This is a genomic window from Duganella sp. Root1480D1, assembly GCF_001427305.1.
Classification (GTDB): domain Bacteria; phylum Pseudomonadota; class Gammaproteobacteria; order Burkholderiales; family Burkholderiaceae_D; genus Rugamonas.
The window spans coordinates 86,025-106,149 of sequence record NZ_LMFZ01000009.1 but is presented as its reverse complement, the minus strand read 5'-3'; the positions used below and the strand labels follow the sequence as shown (position 1 = coordinate 106,149).

Here is a 20,125-nt window from a genome sequence, read left to right as displayed (position 1 = left end):
GCTCGCAATTCTGACGCAGGTTGCATATGAAAGTTGACATCGAACGAATCCGCGCTGGTGCTGCAGGCGCTGAGGCAGCGGGTTTCCTGCTGGCTGGCCAGCAGGCACTGATCCACCAGCAAGGCTGGCTGAAAATGCTGGCGCCGCGTGCCGCCGGTGGAGCGGAGATGCCTCTGCCGCAAGTGGTACGGCTGGAGGAGGCGGTCGCGGAAGCGGATGGCAGCATGGGTTGGGTGGTCACGCTGTGCGCGGGCGCGGGCTGGTTTGCCGGCTTCCTGCCGCCTGAGACGGCGCGCGAAATCATTTCGACGCCGAACGTCTGCCTGGCGGGCAGCGGAGCGCCGACCGGCTTTGCCGATAAGGATGGCGAGGGGTATCGCATTACAGGCCGGTGGGACATCGCCAGCGGTGCGCCGATGGCGACGCATTTCACGCTCAACGCGGCGCTGCGCGAGAATGGCCAGCCGCTGCCCGGACCGGATGGCGCGCCGCGGATTCGGGCCTTCGTTGTGCCGGCCGCGCAGGTGGTGGTCGAGCCGACCTGGCGCAGCTTTGGCATGAAAGGCTCCGCTTCGCACAGTTACCGAATCGAGGATGCCTGGGTGCCGGCGAGCCATGGCTTCACGATCGATCCAGCCCACGCTACGGCACCCGGCACGCTGTATCGCTTCCCGTTTATGCTGCTGGCATGGGTCACGCTGGCAGCCAACCTGTCCGGCATGGCGCGGCACTTCCTGGCCTTGGCACAGGAAATCGTTGCGGCGCGCCGCCAGCCGCCTGCCAGCGCACAGGATGCGCTGGCACGGGCTGCCGTGGCACTGGAGGGCGCGCGTGAAGGCATGGCCGTGTTGCTCGACCAGGCATGGGCACAGGCAGACGGCGATAGTGGACGTGTCGGCCAGGCGCTTGATACGCAGTTGCGCGAAGCCGCAATGGCGCTGGTACTGGCGGCGAGACGGGCGGTGGGCGACACTTATCCTTACTGCGGGCTGCGTGCCGCGCAAGAAGATTCCGACATCAACCGCGTCTGGCGCGATTTCCATACCGCCAGCCAGCATGCCCTGTTCACGCCATGATTGAATTCCTGTTCGAATTAATTGGCGAGTTCCTGATCCAGGTAGTGGTGGAAGCATTGGTGGAATTGGGCTTTCACTCGTTCGAAGGGGCGTCCCGGCGTCCGCTGAATCCCTGGGTGGCAGGCTTGGGCTACGCCATTTTTGGCGCCATTGCCGGCGGCATCACGCTCTGGCTGCTGCCCGATCACCTGGTGCGCAACGAGGTGCTGCGCAAGCTTAACCTGCTCATTACGCCGCTGGCGGCGGGCGGCATGATGTGCCTGATGGGTGCCTGGCGTGTCCGGCGCGGCGATGACGTGCTGCGCATCGACCGCTTCGCGTATGGTTATCTGTTTGCGCTGTCGCTGGCGCTGGTACGTTTTATTTTTGCACAGTAGGAGAGCCCTGATGGCCTGGCTGATTTTTAAATACCTGGTAACGGCCGGTGTCGTGGTCGCGGTGTCGGAATTCGCCAAGCGCAGCGATCGCCTTGGCGGCTTGATTGCCGCGCTGCCGATGGTGACGGTGCTGGCGCTGATCTGGCTGTACGTCGAGCGGCAGCCGCAGGAAAAAATCGCCAACCACGCCTGGTACACCTTCTGGTACGTGGTGCCGACGCTGCCGATGTTCCTGGTCTTCCCGTGGCTGCTGCCGCGCCTGGGCTTCTGGCCGACACTGGGCGTCAGCGTGCTGTTGACGGTTGCCTGCTTCGCCCTGTTCGCAATGTGCGTGCGTCGCTTCGGGATTGAACTGCTCTAGTCAGGCCGGCCGGATCAAAGCGAGTGCACGCGATTGCGGCCGCATGCTTTGGCCTGGTAGAGGGCGCGGTCGGCGGCGTTAATCAGCTCATACACTTCACCGGCATTGCTGCTGTCGCTGCTGGCCACGCCAATACTGATGGTGACGATGCGTTCCTCGGTGCGCGAGGCCTGGTGGGGGATGCGCAAGTCGCGCACCTTGCGGCACATGGCGTTGGCCATCATTACCGCCGCGTCGGCCGGCGTGTCGGGCAGGATCACTGCGAATTCCTCGCCGCCGTAGCGCGCGAACAGGTCGGCCGGGCGCTGCTGCATGGTGGATAGTGCAGAGGCCACCGCTTCCAGGCAGGCATCGCCTTGCTGGTGGCCGTAATGGTCGTTGTAGGCCTTGAAGTAATCGATATCGAGCATCATCAACGACAGCGGAGTGCCCATGCGCCGCGCACGCCGCGCTTCGCGGTCGATCGCCATGTCGAAGTGGCGGCGGTTGGCGACGCCGGTCAGGTCGTCCAGCAGGGTTTGCGAGCGCAGGGCCACGGCTTGCTCGCGCAGCAGGTTTTCGCGCTGCACGGCGGCGCTAACGTCGCTGACCTGGATCAGGCAGTAGCGTTCACTATTCCCCAGGTTGAGCGGCGTGACCGTGATCTGCTGTTGCATGCGTTCGCCTTTTTCGGCCGCAGACTTGTTGGCGTAGAGCGGCAGCGGCCAGCGGTTCAGCGTTTGCGACAGCAGGGAAGGCAGGTTGCTGCGCAGCGCCTGGCCGATGGCGGCCTCCAGCCGCTTGCCGCGCTGCTCGGGGAACAGGTCGAAGAAGCTGCGCTCCAGTGTTTCGGCGCCGAGCACGCCGGAGTGCTGGTCCATCCAGCGGTTCCACAACACCACGCGCTCGTTGGCGTCGAGCACCAGCGTGCCGACGTCGATGCAATCGATAACGCCCTGCAGAAGCGGCAGGGACTCGACCGAAGATTTCATGGCTGTGCTCCGCCGACCGATCGGTCGAGGAAGTTTGCCACATGCTGCTTCAAGTCGTGCAGCGCGGTCATGTCCATGATGAAGGCGACGTCGCCGGCAATCTGCTGGCGCTCGATGACGAATTCGATATGCAGCATCAGCACCGCGTTTTCGCCGCTGCCGGCATGGGCCAGGATTTCTTCACTGTAGCCGATGTGGTAAGCGGGCAGCGAGCCATGCAGCTCGTGCCCCAGCAGGTTGGCCAGCGAACCGACGCAGCTGTTCAGCAGGATATTGCCGATCTCGCTCATCGCTTCCTGTTCCATGGCCGACAATTCGGCCAGCGGCATCGCTTCGCCCACCATCAGGCGCACGATTTCCTGGCTCTTCTCTTCCGGGAACATCAGGATCGCTTGCGTGTCGAAGGCACCGCTGTAGTGCTGGCTGATGCCGCACAGGCGGCCGTTGCCGGCGCTGCGGCTGGTCAGCAATTTGGCGGCGGTGGCACGGGTCAGGAAGCTGATGGCAGGCACCGACATGGTGACCGTTTCGTTGACGATCTCGCTCATGGCGGAGGCAGCCTGGCCCACGCCAATATTGAACAGCTCGACGAGGGCGTCGTGCTCCAGTTCGGTGAGCCGGACCATGGTCAGGCTTCCAGCGGCGCAATCAGTTGCGCGATGCGCTCGGCGGTAATCGGTTTCTCCATGAAGCCGACGCCGATTTCCTCGGCGCGCTGGCGGGTGGCGGCCTGGACATTGGCAGTCAGCAGGGAGATGTGGGCATTGGGCAGCATCGCACGCAGTGCGGCGGCGGCATCGACGCCATTCATGCCCGGCATATTCACGTCCAGCAGCACCAGGTCGGGCTGCAAGCCCTTGGCCTTGGCGATGGCCTCGTCGCCGGTGGCGGCTTCTTCAACAACCCAGTCGGCATGGCGCACCTGGATGTGCTGGCGGGTCAGCATGCGCGACACGCGGCTGTCATCCACGATTAATACGGTACTTGGCTTCATTGGCGTTTTTCCCGGCTTCAGTTGGCAGTTCGGATAAAATAGGCAACCTTTATTGAATCCATTGTAACTATGACGCAAGACAAATTGAAACAGGCTGTTGCTATTTCGGCGATCGAGTACGTGATCGACGGCGAAATCATCGGCGTTGGCACCGGTTCCACTGCGAACTTCTTCATTGATGAACTGGGCAAGATCAAGCACCGCATCAAGGGGGCTGTTGCCTCGTCGGAAGCGACTGCAGCGCGCCTGGCCGGTCACGGCATTCCTGTCTATGATCTTAACGAGGTTTCGGAAATCGCGGTGTACATTGACGGCGCCGATGAGATCAATGCGGCAGGCCACATGATCAAAGGCGGTGGCGCAGCCCTGACCCGCGAAAAGATCGTGGCTTCGGTGTCGAAGCAGTTCGTCTGCATCGCCGATGGTTCCAAATTGGTAGAGACCCTGGGCAAATTCCCGCTGCCGGTGGAAGTGCTGCCAATGGCCCGCAATGCGGTGATGCGCCAGCTGGCAGCCCTGGGCGGCCAGCCTAAGGTTCGCAGCAAGGCCGGTTCCGACGAAATCTTTGTGACCGACAATGGCGGCAATATCATCGACGTGGCTGGCCTGTCGATCACCGACCCGGTCGCCCTGGAAACCACGATTAACCAGATCGTCGGCGTAGTAGCCGTCGGCCTGTTCGCTGCCCGCGGCGCCAATGTGTGCCTGCTGGGTACCCCAGACGGCGTGCGTACCGTCAAATACTGATTCTTCCCTTTAGAAAGAGCCTATGAAACGACTGTTCCTGCTGTTGCTGGCTGCTGGTGTGTTGAGTGCTTGTGCTACCAAAAAACAGGTCGCCGAGGCGCCTGTGAAACGCAAATCTGTGCTGGAGGCGGAAGCTGCCGCCAGGCGCGCGATGATTGATGGCGTGCCGGTGGAAAAAGTGGAATTCCGTCCAGGTATTTCGTCGGCAACGGTGGAGCGCCTGGCCAATGCGGAAGAATGCCGCGGCGGCCGTGGGGCCGGGCTGGTGACGGAGCGAGGTCCGGTGGAGATTTACCGCATGTCCTGCAGCAACGGGAAAGTCTTCATGGCGCGCTGCGAGCTGCGCCAGTGCAAACCGATGAATTCTGACGTGGCAAGCCGCTAAAATTAAATGGGGACGTACCCCATTTAATTAGCAACAAATAAATGGGGTACGTCCCCATTTAATTTCAGGCGCTGGGCGGCACGTAACCTGCCGCCTGGTCGGCGCCTTCGCCGAAGAAATGCTTCTCCATCTGCGCGGCCAGGTATTTGCGCGCACGCACGTCCGCCAGGTTCAGGCGGTTTTCGTTCACCAGCATGGTCTGGTGCTTGATCCAGGCAGCCCAGGCTTCCTTGGACACGGATTCATAAATGCGCTTGCCCAGCTCGCCCGGATATGGCGGGAAGTCCAGGCCTTCGGCTTCCTTGTTCAGTTTGATGCAATGGACGGTACGGGCCATCTTCGGTGCTCCTAAAAAAGTCAATTATAAGGTCTTGATCAAGACTTGCGACTTGCGCTGCCAGTTGTAGAGGCGCTGGCGGTCTTTCGGCAGTGCGTCCACCGTGGCAGGGATGAAGCCGCGCTTGATGAACCAGTGCGCGGTGCGGGTGGTCAGCACGAACAGCTTGCTGATGCCCTGCGCCCGGGCGCGGTTTTCCATGTGCTTGAGGATGCGCTCGCCGTCGCCCTGGGTTTGCACGTCGGGGTTGACGGTAAGGCATGCCATTTCGGCCATTTTTTCTTCCGGGAAGACGTACAGTGCCGCGCAACCGAAGATCACGCCATCGTGCTCGATGACCGAGAACATCTCGATTTCGCGCTCGATCAGCTCGCGGCCGCGCTTGACCAGGGTGCCGTCGGCTTCCAGCGGCTCGATCAGCTTGATGATGCCGCCCACGTCTTCGATGGTGGCCGGGCGCAGCGATTCCAGGTTCTCATGCGAGATCATGGTGCCCACGCCATCGTGGGTGAACAGTTCCAGCAGGGCCGAGCCATCCATCGCGAACGGCACGATGTGGGCACGCTCGACGCCATTGCTGCAGGCCTTGACGCAGTGCTTCAGGTAGTAGGCGGTGGCGTCGGGCAGGAAGCCCGCCTGCAACACGGCTTCCGCCTGGTGCGAGGACAGTTCGCGGATTTCGGTGCCGCCGGCGTCGGTCATCATCTCGGTTTCCGTGATGAACACCAGCTTGTCGGCATGCAGGGCGATGGCGGCGGTGCAGGCCACGTCTTCCATTGTCAGGTTGAATGTCTCGCCGGTCGGGGAGAAGCCCAGTGGCGACAGCAGCACCACGCCATCCGACCCCATGATGGAGTGGATGGTTTCCGCGTCCACCTTACGGGTCAGGCCGGTCAGCTCGAAGTCGACGCCGTCGATCACGCCCAACGGGCGGGCAGTGATGAAGTTGCCGGAAATGATACGGATCGCGGCGTGCGACATCGGGGTATTCGGCAAGCCCTGGCTGAAGGCGGCCTCGATGTCGAGGCGCAGTTCGCCGGCGGCTTCCTTGGCGCATTCCATGGCGGCCGTGTCGGTGATGCGCACGCCGTTGTGGAAGCGGCCTTCCACGTTTCGCAGCGCGAGCTGCTCGGCGACCTGGGGACGCGAACCGTAGACCACGGTGACGTTGATGTCCAGCGCATGCAGCAGGGACAGGTCGTGGGCCAGCACTGAGAGGGCGCCGGCGGCAACCAGTTCACCAGGGAAGGCGACTACGAAGGTCTTGCCGCGGAAGGCGTGGACGTAGGGGGCGACGGAGCGCAGCCAGGAGACGAATTGGATAGGGTTTTCCATTATCCGCGCATTATAATGCGCTGCGCGGTTTTCGCGCCCAAACTATGTAAAAAACGATGTCTGAAGCAAGCAAGAAAAATCCTCCCCAGCAACCTGCCGGCCAGCCAGGCCAGCCAGCCCGCCGCGCCCCGGCGCCCCAGGCTGCGCAAGCGCGCCAGGGCGGGGAGCCGCGCCGTGGCGAGCGCCGGGAGCGCGAGAGCGCGGAACAGCGTGCCGAACGCGAAGCCGCGCGCGCATTCCGCAACCCGCTGCCGCCGATCATCTTCCCTGAAGAATTGCCGGTCTCCGGCCGCCGCGCAGAAATCGCCGAAGCACTGACCAGGCACCAGGTGGTCATCGTCTCCGGCGAAACCGGCTCCGGTAAGACCACGCAGCTGCCGAAGATCTGCCTGGAACTGGGACGCGGACAGAAAGGCCTGATCGGCCACACCCAGCCGCGCCGTATCGCCGCTTCGTCGACAGCAAAACGCATTGCCGTGGAACTGGGCTCCCCGCTGGGCGAGCACGTCGGCTACAAGGTGCGCTTCAACGACACCTTGAGCAAGGGTGCCTCGGTCAAGCTGATGACCGACGGTATCCTGCTGGCCGAGACCCAGACCGACCCGCTGCTGAAAGCTTACGACACGATCATCATCGACGAGGCCCACGAACGCAGCCTGAACATCGATTTCCTGCTTGGCTACCTGAAGCAGATCCTGCCGCGCCGCCCGGATCTGAAGGTGATCATCACCTCCGCGACCATCGATGCCGAACGCTTTGCCCGCCACTTCACGCAAGAGGGCAAGCCGCCGGTGCCGGTAATTGAAGTCTCCGGCCGCCTGTACGCGGTGGAAGTGCGCTACCGCCCGGTGGAACGCGACCAGGTCGTGGCGCCCGGTGCGCAGCAAGGCGCCGACGCCAAGGGCGCCCGCACCGCCGCCGCGCGCGAAAAACGCGACCTGATGGAAGCCATCGTCGACGGCGTCGATGAACTCTGCCGCATCGGCAGCGGCGACGTGCTGGTGTTCCTGCCAGGCGAACGCGAAATCCGCGACGCTGCCGAAGCCCTGCGCAAGCACCACCCGCCGCACGTGGAAATCCTGCCGCTGTTCGCCCGCCTGTCGGTCGAGGAGCAGGACCGCGTGTTCCGTACCACCAATGCGCGCCGCATCGTGCTGGCCACCAACGTGGCGGAAACCTCGCTGACCGTGCCGGGTATCCGCTACGTGGTGGATGCCGGCCTGGCGCGCGTGAAGCGCTACAGCTACCGCAACAAGGTCGAGCAACTGCAGATCGAACCGGTGGCGCAATCGGCCGCCAACCAGCGCGCCGGCCGCTGCGGCCGTGTCGCCGATGGCGTCTGCATTCGCCTGTACGACGAGCAGGATTTCCTGCAGCGTCCGAAGTTCACCGATCCGGAAATCCTGCGCTCCTCGCTGGCCTCGGTCATCCTGCGCATGAAGTCCCTGCACCTGACGGACGTGGAGAGCTTCCCGTTCATCGAGCCGCCGCCGGGCCGCGCAATTGCCGACGGCTACCAGCTCCTGCAGGAACTGGGCGCGGTCGATGACGACAACCAGTTGACGCCATTGGGCCGCAAGCTGGCCAAGCTGCCGCTGGACCCGCGTGTGGGCCGCATGATCCTGGCGGCGCAGGAATACGCCTGCCTGACCGAGGTGCTGATCGTGGCATCCGCGCTGTCGGTGCAAGATCCGCGCGACCGCCCGGTGGAACACCAGGGCGCCGCCGACGAGGCGCACAAGAAGTTCGCCGACGAGAAGTCAGAGTTCCTCAGCTACCTGAAAATCTGGAAGTGGTTCGAGGGCGCCATTGAGCACAAGAAGTCGAACCGCCAGTTGATGGATTCGTGCCGTGCCACCTTCCTGAACCAGCTTCGCCTGCGCGAATGGCGCGACGTGCACTCGCAACTGCTCACTATCGTGAAAGAGCAGGGCTGGCGCACCAACGAACTGCCGGCAACCTACGACCAGCTCCATATGGCGCTGCTCACCGGCCTGCTGGGCAACATCGGCTTCAAGGGCGAGGACGAACCGGGCGGTGCCTATCTTGGCGCGCGCGGCATCAAGTTCCATATCTGGCCTGGCTCGCACTTGTCGAAGAAGCCGGGCAAGTGGATCGTCTCCGCCGAATTGGTCGAAACCACGCGCCTGTACGCGCGCTGCGTGGCCCGCATCGAACCGGAATGGATCGAGAAGATCGGCGGCCACCTGTTGAAGAAATCCTGGGGCGAGCCGCGCTGGGAGAAGCGTCCGGCGCAAGTCACGGCCTCCGAGCGCGCCACGCTGTATGGCCTGGTGGTCTACAGCCAGCGCCGCATCAACTATGGCCAGAAGAACCCGGTCGAAGCGCGCGAGATTTTCATTCGCGATGCGCTGGTCGGCGGCGATTACGACACCCGTGCGCCGTTCTTCGCCCACAACCATAAGCTGGTGCGCGAGATTGAAAACCTCGAGCACAAATCGCGCCGCCAGGACGTGCTGGTGGACGACCAGTTGATCGAAGCCTTCTACGATAAGGAAATTCCGGCCGACGTGGTGAACGGCGCCGGTTTCGAGAAGTGGTACAAGGACGCCTCGGCCGACAATCCGAAGCTGCTGTACCTGATCCGCGACGACTTGATGCGCCACGAAGCGGCCGGCATCACGACCGACCTGTTCCCGAAAAAGATGATGGCAGCGGGGCTGGAGATGCAGCTTTCCTATCACTTCGAACCGGGCACGCCGCGCGATGGCGTGACGCTCACCGTGCCGCTGTATGCGCTGAACCAGCTCTCGCGCGAACGCTGCGAATGGCTGGTGCCGGGTATGCTGAAGGAGAAGGTGCACCTGCTGCTCAAGACCCTGCCGCAAAAGCAGCGCCGCCACATGGTGCCGCTGCCGGATTATGCTGCCAGGTTCTGCGAGCGCACCGAGTTCGCGCGCGGCGACCTGATCGACGCGATCATTGCCGACATCCGCAAGCAGATCACGATCGGCGTGCTGACTTCCGACTTCAAGCCGGAGCAACTGCCGGCGCACCATTTCATGAATTTCAAGGTGGTGGACGAGCATGGCCGCCAGCTCGACATGGGACGCAACCTGGCCACGCTGCAGGCGGAATACGGCCTGCAGGCGCGCCAGAGTTTCCAGCGCATGGCCGAAGGCGGCAACAGCCCGGCTTCCGCCGCGCAATTGGCCCAGCTCGCGGGCGCCGCCGCTGCTCCGGCCAGGCCGAAGCACGGCGGCATCGCAGCCGATGCTACACGTAGTACAAGCCCGGCCCGCGCGCCTGCAAGCGCACCGGCCGCTGCTGCGCCGGGCGCTCCTTCGCAGCATACCAACATCACCACCTGGAGTTTCGGCGAGTTGCCGGAATTGCTGGAAATCACGCAGGGCAAGCTAAGCCTGATCGGCTTCCCTGCGCTGGTTGACAAAGGCACCCACTGCGACCTGGAAGTGTTCGACGATCCGAACGTTGCCGCCCGCACCCACCGCATCGGCCTGCGCCGCCTGTTCATGCTGCAGATGCGCGACCAGATCAAGTTCGTCGAGAAATCGATTCCGAACCTGCAGCAGATGGGCATGCAGTTCATGTCCATGGGCACGCAGGAGGAATTGCGCGACCAGATCATCGCCAAGGCCATCGACATCGCTTGCCTGCAGGACCCGCTGCCGGTCGACGAAGCAAGCTTCATCAAGCGCAAGGACGAAGGCAAGTCGCGCATCGTGCTGCTGGTGAACGAGATCGCCCGCCTGGTATCGCAAGTGCTGACCGAGTACCACGGCCTGCCCAAGCGCCTGCAAGGCATCAACCAGCAGGTGGCGCAGGACATGCAACAGCAACTGCAAGGCCTGGTGCACAAGCGCTTCCTGATCGAGAACGAGTTCTCGCAGCTATCGCACTTCCCGCGCTACCTGAAGGCGATGAATGTGCGCCTGGAGAAGCTGCGTGCCGATGCCGCGCGCGATGCCAAGGCCATGTCGGAATGGAACCAGGCCGCAGCGCCTTACCAGCGCCTGATGCGCGACAAATCGGCCGGCAAGAACACCGACCCGAAACTGGTGGAATACCGCTGGATGCTGGAAGAGCTGCGCGTGTCGCTGTTCGCCCAGGAGCTGCGGACGCCGATGCCGGTCTCCGTCAAGCGCCTGATGAAGGTGTGGGAATCAATGCAGCGCTAACGAAAGAACCGCCTGATGTCGAACTGGAAAAGTCGCTGTGCAGTCTCCTTGCTTGGACTGGCAGCCGTTGGCGCCTTTGCTGGCGATATACCTGATGCCGACCCGTATGACCATAAGTCCGCTGGTCCCATGGTCATTTTGCCGGCCGATACCGACGGCGCGAGCGACGGGGCATTGTCGATGCATCTTGCCGGCCGCGAATACCGCTCTGGCGCGGGCTGGTGGGCGCTGCGCTGCAATGATGCATGTGAGTTGCTTCCATTGAGCCTGACGGTCAGTTCAAAAGACCATGCGGTATACGATGCTCCACCCATGCGTGGACAGCTGCTGCAGTTTTCCCCGCGCTTGCAGGTGGACGGGGTCATCGCCGTGCTCAAGCCGTTTCGCGCTCCACTGGACAAGCTGCAGCTGAAAGCCGGGCCGGTGGCATCGTGGGTTCCCGGACGGGAGTGCAAGCCGAAAAAAGGGATACGGCGTGAGGGCGGGCATATCATGGGCGGCGAGTTGGTTTTGCCTGGAGGTGAAAAATTCCTGTTCGTGCCGCGCCAGGAGCCGCTATCGAAGGCGGCGGCCCAAGCCGGAATCGCGCCCGAGTACTGGCTGGAGCTTCAGTCGGGCGGCAAAAAGCAGCGGATTGGCGAATTCGAATTCGACATCATGTGGGGCGAAGGCAGCACGCTGGAGCCATCGGCATATATTCGCTGGGTGGGCGACCTGGATAACGACGGCAAAGCTGATTTCATCATCGATACGGGCGCGATCACGAAGAAACTGACGCTCTACCTGTCCTCGCTGGCGGGGCCGGGCGAACTTGTCGGGATGGCCGGCAGTTTTGACTACCTCGGGCCGGACGAGGCGGGCTGCTAGATACATCAGCGCCCTGAAAAGCGCTGGCGATATTCACCGGGACTGACGCCCAGCAGGCGCTGGAAAGTGCGGCGCAGGTTCTGTTCCGTGCCATGCCCGGTGGTGCCGGCAATAGCCTTGAGGGGCAGCGTGGTCTCTTCCAACGCACGCCGGGCAGCTTCGAGGCGCATCGTTTCTACGGTGCGCGCAGGGGTGCATCCTGTTTCGCTGGCGTAGCTGCGGGCAAAGCTGCGCGGACTCATTTTTGCCTGCTCCGCCAGGCGTTCCACGCGCAGGTCGTTATGCAGGTTCATGGCGATCCACGCGTGAAGGTCGGAAAATTTACCGTTCTCGCGCGCCTGCGCTGCCAGCGGTGCGCTGAATTGCGACTGCCCGCCGGCGCGCTTCATGAATACCACCATCTGCCGGGCGGTTTCGATGGCGACGCGGTGGCCATAGTCGTCGTTGATCAGGGCAAGTGCGAGATCGATGCCGGCGCTGACGCCAGCCGATGACCACACCTCGCCGTCGCGGACATAGATCTTGTCCTGGTCGACTGCTATTTGCGGATGCAGCTTCCGCAGGCGCTCAGCCCACTCCCAGTGTGTCGCCACACGGCGCCCGTCGAGCAAGCCGGTCGCGGCCAACATGAAGGCGCCGGTGCAAACCGATGCCAGGCGCCTTAACGACGGCGCACGCTGGCGTATCCAGTTCACCAGTGCCCGTGGTGCAAAGTAGGTATCGCCAGCGCAGCCGCCCGCCACCAGCAGGGTGTCGATTGCGCTGCCGTCGAGCGAGGCGAGGGGAACTGTCATGCATGCCAGGCCGGCGCTGCTGGTCACCAATCCGCCTTCGGCCGAAGCGACGATCAGTTCATACAAGGGCGGCCTGCCGGCCGAGTGGCGGCGGGTGGCGCTGGCGAAGGCCTGCAATGGACCGGTAAGGTCCAGCAGGTTCATGTCTTCATACGCGAGTAGTACGATGCGGAGGGAACGTGGCGGCGGCATGCCCCCAGTTTACCTCACCGGATAGCCGGGGTATTCGAACTCCAGCGCAACGCGTTGCGCGGTGCGAGCCCCATGGGAGTCGGCGATATTTGCCAGCACGCGGTCGAGCGAGCCGGCAAGGACCGGCAGCATGGCAGTTGGCGCGTCGGCTGCGCCGGTAACGCGGTCAGGCAATATTCTCAATCCATGCCGGCTTGCCAGGGCAGCGTCGCTGGCAGCCACTATCAGCACCCGGCTGCGATGCGTGCGGGTATAGGCGTCGCTGGTGTAGGCGAGGGCGATTTCATCGAAGCCTTCGGATAACGGCAGGCCGATGTCGTTCACGCCGTGCAGCCATTGGTCGGTGTAATGCGTGAGCCAGACAGACAGGTTGTGGCCGAACTTGGGGGCGTACACGCCGCTGTCGTGGTGGCTGCTCCAGTCGTCGCCCCCCAGGCCTGCCGCGACGCTCGCGGCCTTTTCACGGCCGGCAATGGCTTCCACCAGTGCCAGCGCCAGAGGTTGGGCGGCGCTGATGCCGGCGCTGGAAATGACGTTGCCATCGGCGACATAGCGCACGTTTTGCAGCCATTCGGTTTCGGGGTATTTCTCGACGCGATGGTCATGGGTGGCCCAATGCGCCGTGCCGCGCCGGCCTTTCAGCAAGCCGCTGTTGGCCACGACCAGCGCTCCATCGCAAATGCTGACCACTGTGGCACCCTTGGCCGCTTGCGCCCGCAGCCAGGCGAGCAAAGGCGCGAATTGCACGCGGCGCATGGCTGGCACGATGATGTAATCCGCGCCTTCGGGAAAGCGCTGGTCGAATCCTGCGGCATCGAGATCGGGCTGCACGCGCAGCCCGGTATTCATGGTGATGGCGGCCCCATCGTCGGCAACGGCCAGCACTTGTGCGATGCCGGCGCGCTGCAGCACGCCGTAAGGCAGCATGAAGTCGGTAATTTCGGTGGAAACGCTGTCGCCGAGGATCGCGATCACAGGGCGTTCGTGGCCGGGACGGGGCTGGTAGGCCGGCAACTCGCCCGCATGGGCGCAGGACAATACGAACAGCAGGAAGGCAAAGAGTAAACGCATGGCGGATAATCGGCTGGTGGATCGGCAGCCGATTATCCGCGCTGGGTGAGGCTCAGGACTGACAGAAAACGTTCAAATCCTGCCAATCAATAATTGCCCTTGTCGCCGCTCGAGCTGCCGGTGGAGCCGCCGCTATAGCTGCTGCCGCTGGTCGATCCGCTTTGCATGGTGCTGGTGCCTGAACCCATCACGCTGCCGGTCGAGGTACGCATGCCGGTGGCGCTGGTGCCATAGAAATTATGGATCTGCGTACTAAATTCTGGGTTTGCCATGTCTGGCCAGCGGTCCTTGTCGAAGCCTGGTGCGTTTTCCAGTTTTTCCTTGGTGCAGTCAAGGACAAATCGCTTGTTGACAGTGTCGAGCTGCAATGCCTGCCATGGCACGGCAAACAGCTTGTCGCCCATGCCCAGCACGCCACCGAAAGACAGCACCGCATAAGCGATCTGGCCGGTCTGCATGTCGAGCATGATTTCCTTGATGTCGCCAAGATCTTCTTCCTGGCGGTTATAGACGTCTTCACCCATCAGCGTGTCGGCGCCCATCAGGCGTGGGCCTGGTCCATCGTTGTCGTCACGGTCGCGATAGATGCCGAATTTGTCGCGGTCTAGATAGCTCATTCTGCTCTCCTCATTTGTGTGATCGAGTGAGGCCAGAATAGCCCAAGCCGCGTGTGCAAGGCGCGCGCTACGCTAGTGCGGCGTAGTCCTACAAGAAGAACGCAATGGCAGCAACTGCAGTCGGCGCAAGGGCTCCCGCCAGCAAGCCAAGCGCGCTGATTGATTCATCGCGGAATCCTTTGCGCAGCAGCGAGATGCCGGCGGGATTCGGTGCGTTGGCGATCACCGTCAGGCCGCCGCCGGCAACGGCGCCTGCTACCAGCATGTATTGCGCATGCGGCGAGATGCCGTCGATCAGCGAACCGAGATAGGTGAGGGCGGCGTTGTCGGTGATGGCAGTTAAGCCCAGCGCGCCGAAGAAGAGTGCCAGTGGCTGCAGGCTTTCGACAATTGGTTGCAGCCACCATTGCTGCATGCTGCCCAGTACCACCAGGCCGGCCAGGAAGAAGCCGACCAGCAAGGCTTCCTTCAGGATCAGCGGCGACTGGTGTTGCGGATAGGCGGTGGTGAAGCCGAGGAAGAACAGGAACAGGCCGAGGAACAATACCGGATGGTGCGCCAGCATGACCACCGCTGCGAGGAAGGCGAGGTGGATCATGCTGGTCAGCATAGGCGCGGGCGCGCGGGCGGTGAGTGCTGGTGCGTCGCCTTTGTTGGCGCCATTGCGCAGCTGTTCGCGCAGAAGCCAGGTCACGGCGGTGGCGTTGACCAGCACGGCCAGCGTCGCTTTCCAGCCAAAGTTGGCGGCCATGAAGGCGCTATCCCATTGCCAGGTTGCGGCGACCATCAGCACGGGTGGCGCGGCGTAAGCGGTCAGCGTGCCGCCGATCGAAACGTTGACGAACAAAACGCCAAGCGCGGCGTACTTCTGCCATTCAGGCACGCCATCACGGAAGATTTGCGGCGCCAGCATCAGTGCGGCGAGCGTCATGGCGGCAGGCTCGGTGATCAGTGAGCCGGCCAGCGGCACCAGCGCAAGGCCCATCCATGCCTGCAGCAATGGACGGCCGCCGGACAGCACATCGACCAAGCGCTGTACGAAGTCCAGCACCGGCCGCGAGGCCGCCACTACCATCACCACGAAAACGAACAGCGGCTCGGTGTATTGCTGCGTTTCCGCGTAGGCGATGGCATTCTGCGGCCCGGCCACAAAGGCCATCACCACCAGCAGAACCATGGCCCAGAAACCAAACACCACCTCCACCTCGCCCAGCAAATGCAGCAAGCCTGCATGGCGCGAGGATTTGTGGGACATGCGCTCGAACGCTTTCGCGCTGAAGGTGTGCAATAAGGCAAGGGCAAACAGGATGGCGCCGATCAGTTGCATGGCAGGTGGTTTTTAGTTGGCAATATTGCCGATTCTATCAGTCAAGCGCTATCCGATGGGTTCTTGCGTTGACCGGTATCGGCGTTGCATCGGAGGCGCTAGGCTGCCTCCATGGCCGATCACTACGATAGCCCTTGGAAGAAGGTGCTCAAACATAACTTGGTAGCGCATTTGCTTGCCCGCCAAAGTCGAGTTTGTACGCCACATGAAGTCCTGTCTTCAGACGACTACGCTATGGCTGGCACGGACGGAATCATCGAGAGGAGTGAAATACCTTGCATTCAGTGTTGCGTTGCAGCAGACTGCAAGAACGTGGTGATGTAATGGGCGTTTTGCTGTTGATCGGTGTGTTCTTGAACAGACGAATCTCACTGGACTGACCATGATTACGACGGGAGCGATTGCTTCACACCGGGTGGGTGAATATATGAGCGTCGACTTCGAGCGAATGGCTGTGACGTTTTTGCAATACTGGCTTCCTAAAAGAAACTAAAATCGTACCGATATTGGTGCTACACTAAGACTAGGACAGGTTCGTTGCTGGAGGGCATCATGGATATTTATCAATTGGCTGCACAGGTGGGACAGCCTTCCCTGCACAGGATCGTTCTCAAGGGCTTCAACGGTCCTTATAGTCTTGGAGTCGGTAAGGCTCAAAACTCCGATGAGGCGGTCTTGGTTTTAATGGTTCCGCCGTCTGCTCGCGAAACTTTCCCCAGTGCAGTCAAGATCGGCAATGATTCGGTTTCGGTTGTTGTGAAACGCGACTTCCAACAGCCTGTTCCGCTCGGTTCGCGAGGAGGAAACCTGGTCTCAATTTGACTAAAGGGGCCGAAGACTCCCGGGGAGGGAGCCTCTGGCCAGCTACGTCAGCTGATCAAACAAGCTTGCACTGCAACGCTGCGAGGACCAGATTAATGTCGCACGCGTAGGTCTGGGTCCCATTGCCAGCATATAGCAGACCGACGACTGCACCATCGTTACGAAGAATGGCCGATCCAGAGTCGCCATGGTCGGAGAACAATGTTCCATTATTTCCTTCGATGATAATGTTGTTGCGGAACCAACATGGGCCTGGCGTATATCCAACAGGTCCAACAACCGCTCCGATTTGTTTTATGGTCCCCCAGGTCAGGCCTGTGGTGCGACCAACCTTATATACAACATCACCTACTGCAGCAGCCGCAACACCATTGGGAGCCGCCACGCCACCAGGAGCGGGCGGCAATCGTGTCGGCAAATACGATTGCTGAGCTTGTGTGGAGTAGTTAGGTGTGACTAGCGCAATTGCTGCATCGACGTCGTTCAAAATCGCGGTGCCTGCAGCGACAGTCGCAGCTACTGGACTGGGCTGCAGTAGGACAAAGTCGGTAAGCGTTGCGACCTGCCGATTTGGATCGAATGTCGGACCACCCGGGTGCAGAATTCGGTCCGTGCTCTTCTTGCCGCTGTTTTCGCCAGCCAATACGTGGTTGTTTGAAAGGATCGCGACTTTTCCTTGGTATTCGACAAAACAGCCCAGCGTGCCGACAATCATGTGTCCGCCGTTGATTACGCCTTTGCGGATATCGTCGTCGAAGTTCTGCAGTTGCAAGCCACATACAAGTGGGGTGTTGAAAAGTTGCTCAGGGACGACGCTGCTTGCCCCGGGGCTGCCAGGACCCGAGTGAGGCAGGCGCACCATGCACATGGGATCATTTTGGCTAGATACGTATTCGATGGGAATTCCTTCGAAGGCCGAGGATGGGGCTGCTGCCTGCCCGGCTGCCAACGGCAAAATCGCTTTCTCGTTTCTAATTGCAATGAAGCCGTATCCGCCGGTCGTCTTACCAACACCGACAGAACGGACTTTAGGATCCGAGCCAAACACGTGGGCGGCCGCCTGTTCAATCAATCCAAGCGCTTTTTCAAGTTTCGTAGACATGTCGCCCCCATAAGGTGGTTTGGATTATCAGCAAGACTTCTCTTGATCGCGCATTGCGGCTGTTCTAGCGTGTCTTGTGAGTCGGTCCGCTCTCCATAAAGCGAAACACTCCGCGCTTCTGTCTAGGGTACAAGTTGCCGAATTGCAAAGCAATCTTTTGGTAATTGGTATTGGATTTGATAGTTGGCATTTCCGCGATACCGTGAGTAAGCGGTTAGCCGTCCCACCTGTTCAGCGGGTTTAGGCGGCAAACAGCGCTTTGTAACCAGCGTAGTCATCAACCATAGGATGCCGCGCCATCCCTCCAGGAAGGCTCCTTGCATGCGCTGGTGCGCTGCAAAGCGGTTGACCATCCAAAATTTCCTTGGCCGTGCCAAGCTCCTTTCCTTAACTTTAATTTCCTGTTTCTGATTAAATTGCAAATAACACTGCTCCAACCTTGAAACAGGTTTTTTCCTCGCGCCGGTAGGATTATACTGTATGCATATACAGTATGTTTCCTCATGGCGCTTCTTGACCCCCAACCCCTGCACCCGGCCCTCTGGCTGGCCTCCCAACTCACCAGGGGAGCCACGTCCTGTGTGGATACCGGCATACCAGTCCTCTCCCATCAGTTGCCGGGAGGAGGCTGGCCCACGGGCGTCCTGACGGAGTTGCTACTCCAGCAACCTGGCATCGGTGAATTGCGCTTGTTGAAAGCCACCCTGGCCAGCCTGACCCGCCCTGCGGCCTTGCTACAGCCGCCATATGCCCCGCAAGCGCTCGGTCTCGACTTGCCTCCGCAGCAACTGCTATGGATTCGCAACACCGGCAAAGCCGCCGACAGCCTGTGGGCGGCCGAGCAGATCCTGCGCAGCGGCAGTTGCGGCGCGGTGCTGTTATGGCAACAACACATCCGCGCCGAATCGCTGCGCCGCCTGCATCTGGCAGCCCAGTGCGGTGAAACGCTGTTCTTCCTGCTGCGGCCGATTGCTGCCGCCCAGGATTCCTCGCCCGCGCCGCTGCGGCTGGCGCTGCGGCCGGCGCCGGGCGGCATCAATATCGAATTCGTCAAGCGCCGCGGACCGCAGCGCGACACGCCGCTGTTCCTCCCATTAACCCCAACCCTGTTGCAACGCCATGCGTCTGTGGATCGCCCTCTACCTGCCCCGGCTACCGCTCGAAGTGTTCTGTCCGAACTGGTCGGATGACCTGTGCAGCGTCGTGCTGGAACAGGAGGGCGTACTCGCGGTCTCGTATCGCGCCCATGTGATGGGCGTGCGTCCCGGCATGCGTCGCAGCGGTGCCCTGATGCTGGCGCCTGAAGCGCAGATGCACGAACGCGCCCCGCAACAGGAAAGGGAAGCCTTGCAGGCAGTCGCCATGGCCATGCTGCAATACACGCCGCAAGTGGCGGAAGGCGAGGGCGCCACCCTGTTGCTGGACGTGGGCGCCAGCCTGCGCCTGTTCGGCGGCATTCGCCGCCTGTGTCGCCTGGTGAGGGACAGCCTGCAAAAGCTCGGTTTCAGCGGCGTGCTGGGCGTGGCACCCACCGCGCGTGGCGCCTGGCTGCTGGCGCGCGCCGGCGGCGGCCGCATGCTCAAGCTGGATAGCCTGCTGCGCCGGCTGCATCGCCTGCCGGTAGGCTTGCTGCCGCCGCTGCAGCGCCACCAGCGCTGGCTGGACGGCATCGGCTGCCTCAGTATCGGTGACCTGGTGCGTTTGCCGCGTCCCGGCCTGCAACGCCGCTGCGGCATCGAGGTGCTGGACATGCTCGATGCCGCGCAAGGCCTGGCGCCTGAAATGCACGAATGGATCGAAGCACCGCCCAGCTTCAAGGCCAAGCTGGAACTGTTCGGCCGCATCGAGAATACCGACCTGCTGCTGGCCGGCGCCTGCCGCCTGCTGCAGCAGCTGACCGGCTGGCTGTGCGCCCACCAGTTCGCCGTCTCGCGCATACGCCTGTTGCTGGAACATGAGCGCGGCCGCGAAGCCTGTCCGCCGACTCCGGTGGAAGTGATGTTGGCCGAACCTACCTGGCGCGACGAGCACATCGTGCGCTTGCTGAAGGAACGCCTGGCCAAGGTGGAGCTGCCGGCACCGGTGATCGGGCTGGCGCTGGAAGCGGCCCAGGTCGAGCCGATGGCGCCGCTCAGCGATTCGCTGTTCCCCGACCCCGGCGGCAGCCCGCAGGACCGCCAGCGCCTGTTCGAAGTGCTGGTGGCGCGCCTTGGGGCGGAGAACGTGCTGCAGTCATATCCCAAGGCCGACTACCGCCCCGAAGTGGCCAACCGCTGGGTGCCCTTGCACGAGAAGGTGCGCCCGGCCGATGTGGCGAGCCAGATGCCGCCGCGCCCCTTGCCGCGCCCGGCCTTCCTGCTGCCCAAGCCGATCCCGCTCCTGATGCGCGACCACCGCCCGTTCTACTGCTCGCCGCTGCGCATGGTGTCGACCCCCGAGCGCATCGAGGCCGGCTGGTGGAGCGAGACGCAAAGCCGCGACTACTTCATCGCCGAGGGCGAAGACAATGCCTACTACTGGGTATACCGCGAACGCACCCCAGGCACCGAGGAAACGCGCTGGTACCTGCATGGTTTGTTCGCCTGACCCT

The 20,125-nt window shown here is 62.2% G+C and carries 20 protein-coding genes; 10 read left to right on the top strand and 10 right to left on the bottom strand.

Translation table 11 applies throughout. The features are described from left to right. Positions 1-26: 26 nt before the first annotated feature. From ASD58_RS11450 to ASD58_RS11440, 3 genes are read left to right on the top strand one after another with little or no spacing between them, the layout of a single operon-like run. The gene (locus tag ASD58_RS11450; RefSeq protein ID WP_057261262.1) at positions 27-1,076 is read left to right on the top strand and encodes an acyl-CoA dehydrogenase; all 1,050 of its coding nucleotides are present in this window, start codon (positions 27-29) and stop codon (positions 1,074-1,076) included. Further along, the gene (locus tag ASD58_RS11445; RefSeq protein ID WP_057261260.1) at positions 1,073-1,453 is read left to right on the top strand and encodes a DUF2537 domain-containing protein; all 381 of its coding nucleotides are present in this window, start codon (positions 1,073-1,075) and stop codon (positions 1,451-1,453) included. Before ASD58_RS11450 ends, ASD58_RS11445 begins: the two co-directional genes overlap by 4 nt. 10 nt (positions 1,454-1,463) lie before the next feature. After that, on the top strand, positions 1,464-1,814 hold the full coding sequence (locus ASD58_RS11440) for a DUF3147 family protein (RefSeq protein ID WP_057261258.1): 351 nt from the start codon (positions 1,464-1,466) through the stop codon (positions 1,812-1,814). Positions 1,815-1,828: 14 nt separating this feature from the next. On the opposite strand, the gene ASD58_RS11435 is transcribed toward ASD58_RS11440, so the two are convergent. Genes ASD58_RS11435 through ASD58_RS11425 form a run of 3 tightly spaced genes read right to left on the bottom strand, consistent with a single transcriptional unit; the run spans position 1,829 to position 3,779 of the window. After that, entirely contained in the window at positions 1,829-2,785 is a 957-nt protein-coding gene (locus ASD58_RS11435; protein WP_057261256.1) for a sensor domain-containing diguanylate cyclase, read from the bottom strand. Next, the gene (locus ASD58_RS11430; RefSeq protein ID WP_057261254.1) at positions 2,782-3,411 is read right to left on the bottom strand and encodes a chemotaxis protein CheC; all 630 of its coding nucleotides are present in this window, start codon (positions 3,409-3,411) and stop codon (positions 2,782-2,784) included. The genes ASD58_RS11435 and ASD58_RS11430 overlap by 4 nt, the downstream gene beginning before the upstream one ends. Before the next feature lie 2 nt (positions 3,412-3,413). After that, positions 3,414-3,779: a response regulator gene (locus ASD58_RS11425; protein ID WP_057261253.1), complete on the bottom strand. Its 366-nt coding sequence runs from the start codon at positions 3,777-3,779 to the stop codon at positions 3,414-3,416. A gap of 69 nt (positions 3,780-3,848) precedes the next feature. On the opposite strand from ASD58_RS11425, the gene rpiA reads away from it, so the two are divergent. Beyond that, entirely contained in the window at positions 3,849-4,526 is a 678-nt protein-coding gene (rpiA, locus tag ASD58_RS11420) for a ribose-5-phosphate isomerase RpiA (RefSeq protein WP_057261251.1), read from the top strand. A gap of 22 nt (positions 4,527-4,548) precedes the next feature. Further along, a complete protein-coding gene (locus tag ASD58_RS11415; protein ID WP_057261249.1) occupies positions 4,549-4,911 on the top strand; it encodes a hypothetical protein in 363 nt (120 codons plus the stop codon). A gap of 64 nt (positions 4,912-4,975) precedes the next feature. Here ASD58_RS11415 and ASD58_RS11410 read toward each other — a convergent pair whose 3' ends face one another. Both ASD58_RS11410 and argA read right to left on the bottom strand, forming a co-directional pair. Beyond that, positions 4,976-5,248, bottom strand: coding sequence for an oxidative damage protection protein (locus tag ASD58_RS11410; RefSeq protein ID WP_057261247.1), 273 nt, complete (start codon positions 5,246-5,248; stop codon positions 4,976-4,978). A gap of 24 nt (positions 5,249-5,272) precedes the next feature. Next, positions 5,273-6,583, bottom strand: coding sequence for an amino-acid N-acetyltransferase (gene argA / locus ASD58_RS11405; protein ID WP_057261245.1), 1,311 nt, complete (start codon positions 6,581-6,583; stop codon positions 5,273-5,275). A 56-nt stretch (positions 6,584-6,639) separates the two neighbouring features. Between argA and hrpA the strand changes: the two genes are divergently transcribed. Together hrpA and ASD58_RS11395 are read left to right on the top strand one after the other, a co-directional pair. Beyond that, entirely contained in the window at positions 6,640-10,743 is a 4,104-nt protein-coding gene (hrpA, locus tag ASD58_RS11400; protein WP_057261243.1) for an ATP-dependent RNA helicase HrpA, read from the top strand. Between the two features lie 15 nt (positions 10,744-10,758). Further along, positions 10,759-11,610 carry a hypothetical protein gene (locus ASD58_RS11395; protein ID WP_156401245.1) on the top strand — a complete coding sequence of 284 codons (852 nt, stop codon included), beginning with the start codon at positions 10,759-10,761 and terminating at the stop codon, positions 11,608-11,610. A gap of 5 nt (positions 11,611-11,615) precedes the next feature. Here ASD58_RS11395 and ASD58_RS11390 read toward each other — a convergent pair whose 3' ends face one another. The 4 genes from ASD58_RS11390 to ASD58_RS11375 all read right to left on the bottom strand — a co-directional run bounded on the left by ASD58_RS11390 (position 11,616) and on the right by ASD58_RS11375 (position 15,611). Then, entirely contained in the window at positions 11,616-12,596 is a 981-nt protein-coding gene (locus tag ASD58_RS11390; RefSeq protein WP_057261239.1) for a GlxA family transcriptional regulator, read from the bottom strand. Between the two features lie 9 nt (positions 12,597-12,605). Next, entirely contained in the window at positions 12,606-13,667 is a 1,062-nt protein-coding gene (locus ASD58_RS11385; RefSeq protein ID WP_057261238.1) for a DJ-1/PfpI family protein, read from the bottom strand. Between the two features lie 86 nt (positions 13,668-13,753). Next, positions 13,754-14,284, bottom strand: coding sequence for a PRC-barrel domain-containing protein (locus ASD58_RS11380; RefSeq protein ID WP_057261237.1), 531 nt, complete (start codon positions 14,282-14,284; stop codon positions 13,754-13,756). An 88-nt stretch (positions 14,285-14,372) separates the two neighbouring features. Next, positions 14,373-15,611: a putative Na+/H+ antiporter gene (locus tag ASD58_RS11375; RefSeq protein ID WP_057261236.1), complete on the bottom strand. Its 1,239-nt coding sequence runs from the start codon at positions 15,609-15,611 to the stop codon at positions 14,373-14,375. A 552-nt stretch (positions 15,612-16,163) separates the two neighbouring features. Between ASD58_RS11375 and ASD58_RS31185 the strand changes: the two genes are divergently transcribed. Further along, entirely contained in the window at positions 16,164-16,433 is a 270-nt protein-coding gene (locus tag ASD58_RS31185; protein WP_156401244.1) for a hypothetical protein, read from the top strand. A 55-nt stretch (positions 16,434-16,488) separates the two neighbouring features. On the opposite strand, the gene ASD58_RS11370 is transcribed toward ASD58_RS31185, so the two are convergent. Further along, positions 16,489-17,535 carry a hypothetical protein gene (locus ASD58_RS11370; RefSeq protein WP_156401243.1) on the bottom strand — a complete coding sequence of 349 codons (1,047 nt, stop codon included), beginning with the start codon at positions 17,533-17,535 and terminating at the stop codon, positions 16,489-16,491. 503 nt (positions 17,536-18,038) lie between these two features. Here ASD58_RS11370 and imuA point away from each other — a divergent pair. Together imuA and ASD58_RS11360 are read left to right on the top strand one after the other, a co-directional pair. Beyond that, positions 18,039-18,725: a translesion DNA synthesis-associated protein ImuA gene (gene imuA, locus ASD58_RS11365; protein ID WP_057261234.1), complete on the top strand. Its 687-nt coding sequence runs from the start codon at positions 18,039-18,041 to the stop codon at positions 18,723-18,725. Further along, a complete protein-coding gene (locus tag ASD58_RS11360; protein ID WP_082565361.1) occupies positions 18,655-20,121 on the top strand; it encodes a DNA polymerase Y family protein in 1,467 nt (488 codons plus the stop codon). The genes imuA and ASD58_RS11360 overlap by 71 nt, the downstream gene beginning before the upstream one ends. The last annotated feature ends 4 nt before the right edge of the window (positions 20,122-20,125 follow it).

Excerpts from the sequence above, each read along its gene's own strand:
- ASD58_RS11450 (WP_057261262.1), top strand. The coding sequence starts at position 27 with ATGAAAGTTGACATCGAACGAATCCGCGCTGGTGCTGCAGGCGCTGAG.
- ASD58_RS11445 (WP_057261260.1), top strand. The coding sequence starts at position 1,073 with ATGATTGAATTCCTGTTCGAATTAATTGGCGAGTTCCTGATCCAGGTA.
- ASD58_RS11440 (WP_057261258.1), top strand. The coding sequence starts at position 1,464 with ATGGCCTGGCTGATTTTTAAATACCTGGTAACGGCCGGTGTCGTGGTC.
- ASD58_RS11435 (WP_057261256.1), bottom strand. The coding sequence starts at position 2,785 with ATGAAATCTTCGGTCGAGTCCCTGCCGCTTCTGCAGGGCGTTATCGAT.
- ASD58_RS11430 (WP_057261254.1), bottom strand. The coding sequence starts at position 3,411 with ATGGTCCGGCTCACCGAACTGGAGCACGACGCCCTCGTCGAGCTGTTC.
- ASD58_RS11425 (WP_057261253.1), bottom strand. The coding sequence starts at position 3,779 with ATGAAGCCAAGTACCGTATTAATCGTGGATGACAGCCGCGTGTCGCGC.
- rpiA (WP_057261251.1), top strand. The coding sequence starts at position 3,849 with ATGACGCAAGACAAATTGAAACAGGCTGTTGCTATTTCGGCGATCGAG.
- ASD58_RS11415 (WP_057261249.1), top strand. The coding sequence starts at position 4,549 with ATGAAACGACTGTTCCTGCTGTTGCTGGCTGCTGGTGTGTTGAGTGCT.
- ASD58_RS11410 (WP_057261247.1), bottom strand. The coding sequence starts at position 5,248 with ATGGCCCGTACCGTCCATTGCATCAAACTGAACAAGGAAGCCGAAGGC.
- argA (WP_057261245.1), bottom strand. The coding sequence starts at position 6,583 with ATGGAAAACCCTATCCAATTCGTCTCCTGGCTGCGCTCCGTCGCCCCC.
- hrpA (WP_057261243.1), top strand. The coding sequence starts at position 6,640 with ATGTCTGAAGCAAGCAAGAAAAATCCTCCCCAGCAACCTGCCGGCCAG.
- ASD58_RS11395 (WP_156401245.1), top strand. The coding sequence starts at position 10,759 with ATGTCGAACTGGAAAAGTCGCTGTGCAGTCTCCTTGCTTGGACTGGCA.
- ASD58_RS11390 (WP_057261239.1), bottom strand. The coding sequence starts at position 12,596 with ATGCCGCCGCCACGTTCCCTCCGCATCGTACTACTCGCGTATGAAGAC.
- ASD58_RS11385 (WP_057261238.1), bottom strand. The coding sequence starts at position 13,667 with ATGCGTTTACTCTTTGCCTTCCTGCTGTTCGTATTGTCCTGCGCCCAT.
- ASD58_RS11380 (WP_057261237.1), bottom strand. The coding sequence starts at position 14,284 with ATGAGCTATCTAGACCGCGACAAATTCGGCATCTATCGCGACCGTGAC.
- ASD58_RS11375 (WP_057261236.1), bottom strand. The coding sequence starts at position 15,611 with ATGCAACTGATCGGCGCCATCCTGTTTGCCCTTGCCTTATTGCACACC.
- ASD58_RS31185 (WP_156401244.1), top strand. The coding sequence starts at position 16,164 with ATGGATATTTATCAATTGGCTGCACAGGTGGGACAGCCTTCCCTGCAC.
- ASD58_RS11370 (WP_156401243.1), bottom strand. The coding sequence starts at position 17,535 with ATGTCTACGAAACTTGAAAAAGCGCTTGGATTGATTGAACAGGCGGCC.
- imuA (WP_057261234.1), top strand. The coding sequence starts at position 18,039 with ATGGCGCTTCTTGACCCCCAACCCCTGCACCCGGCCCTCTGGCTGGCC.
- ASD58_RS11360 (WP_082565361.1), top strand. The coding sequence starts at position 18,655 with ATGCGTCTGTGGATCGCCCTCTACCTGCCCCGGCTACCGCTCGAAGTG.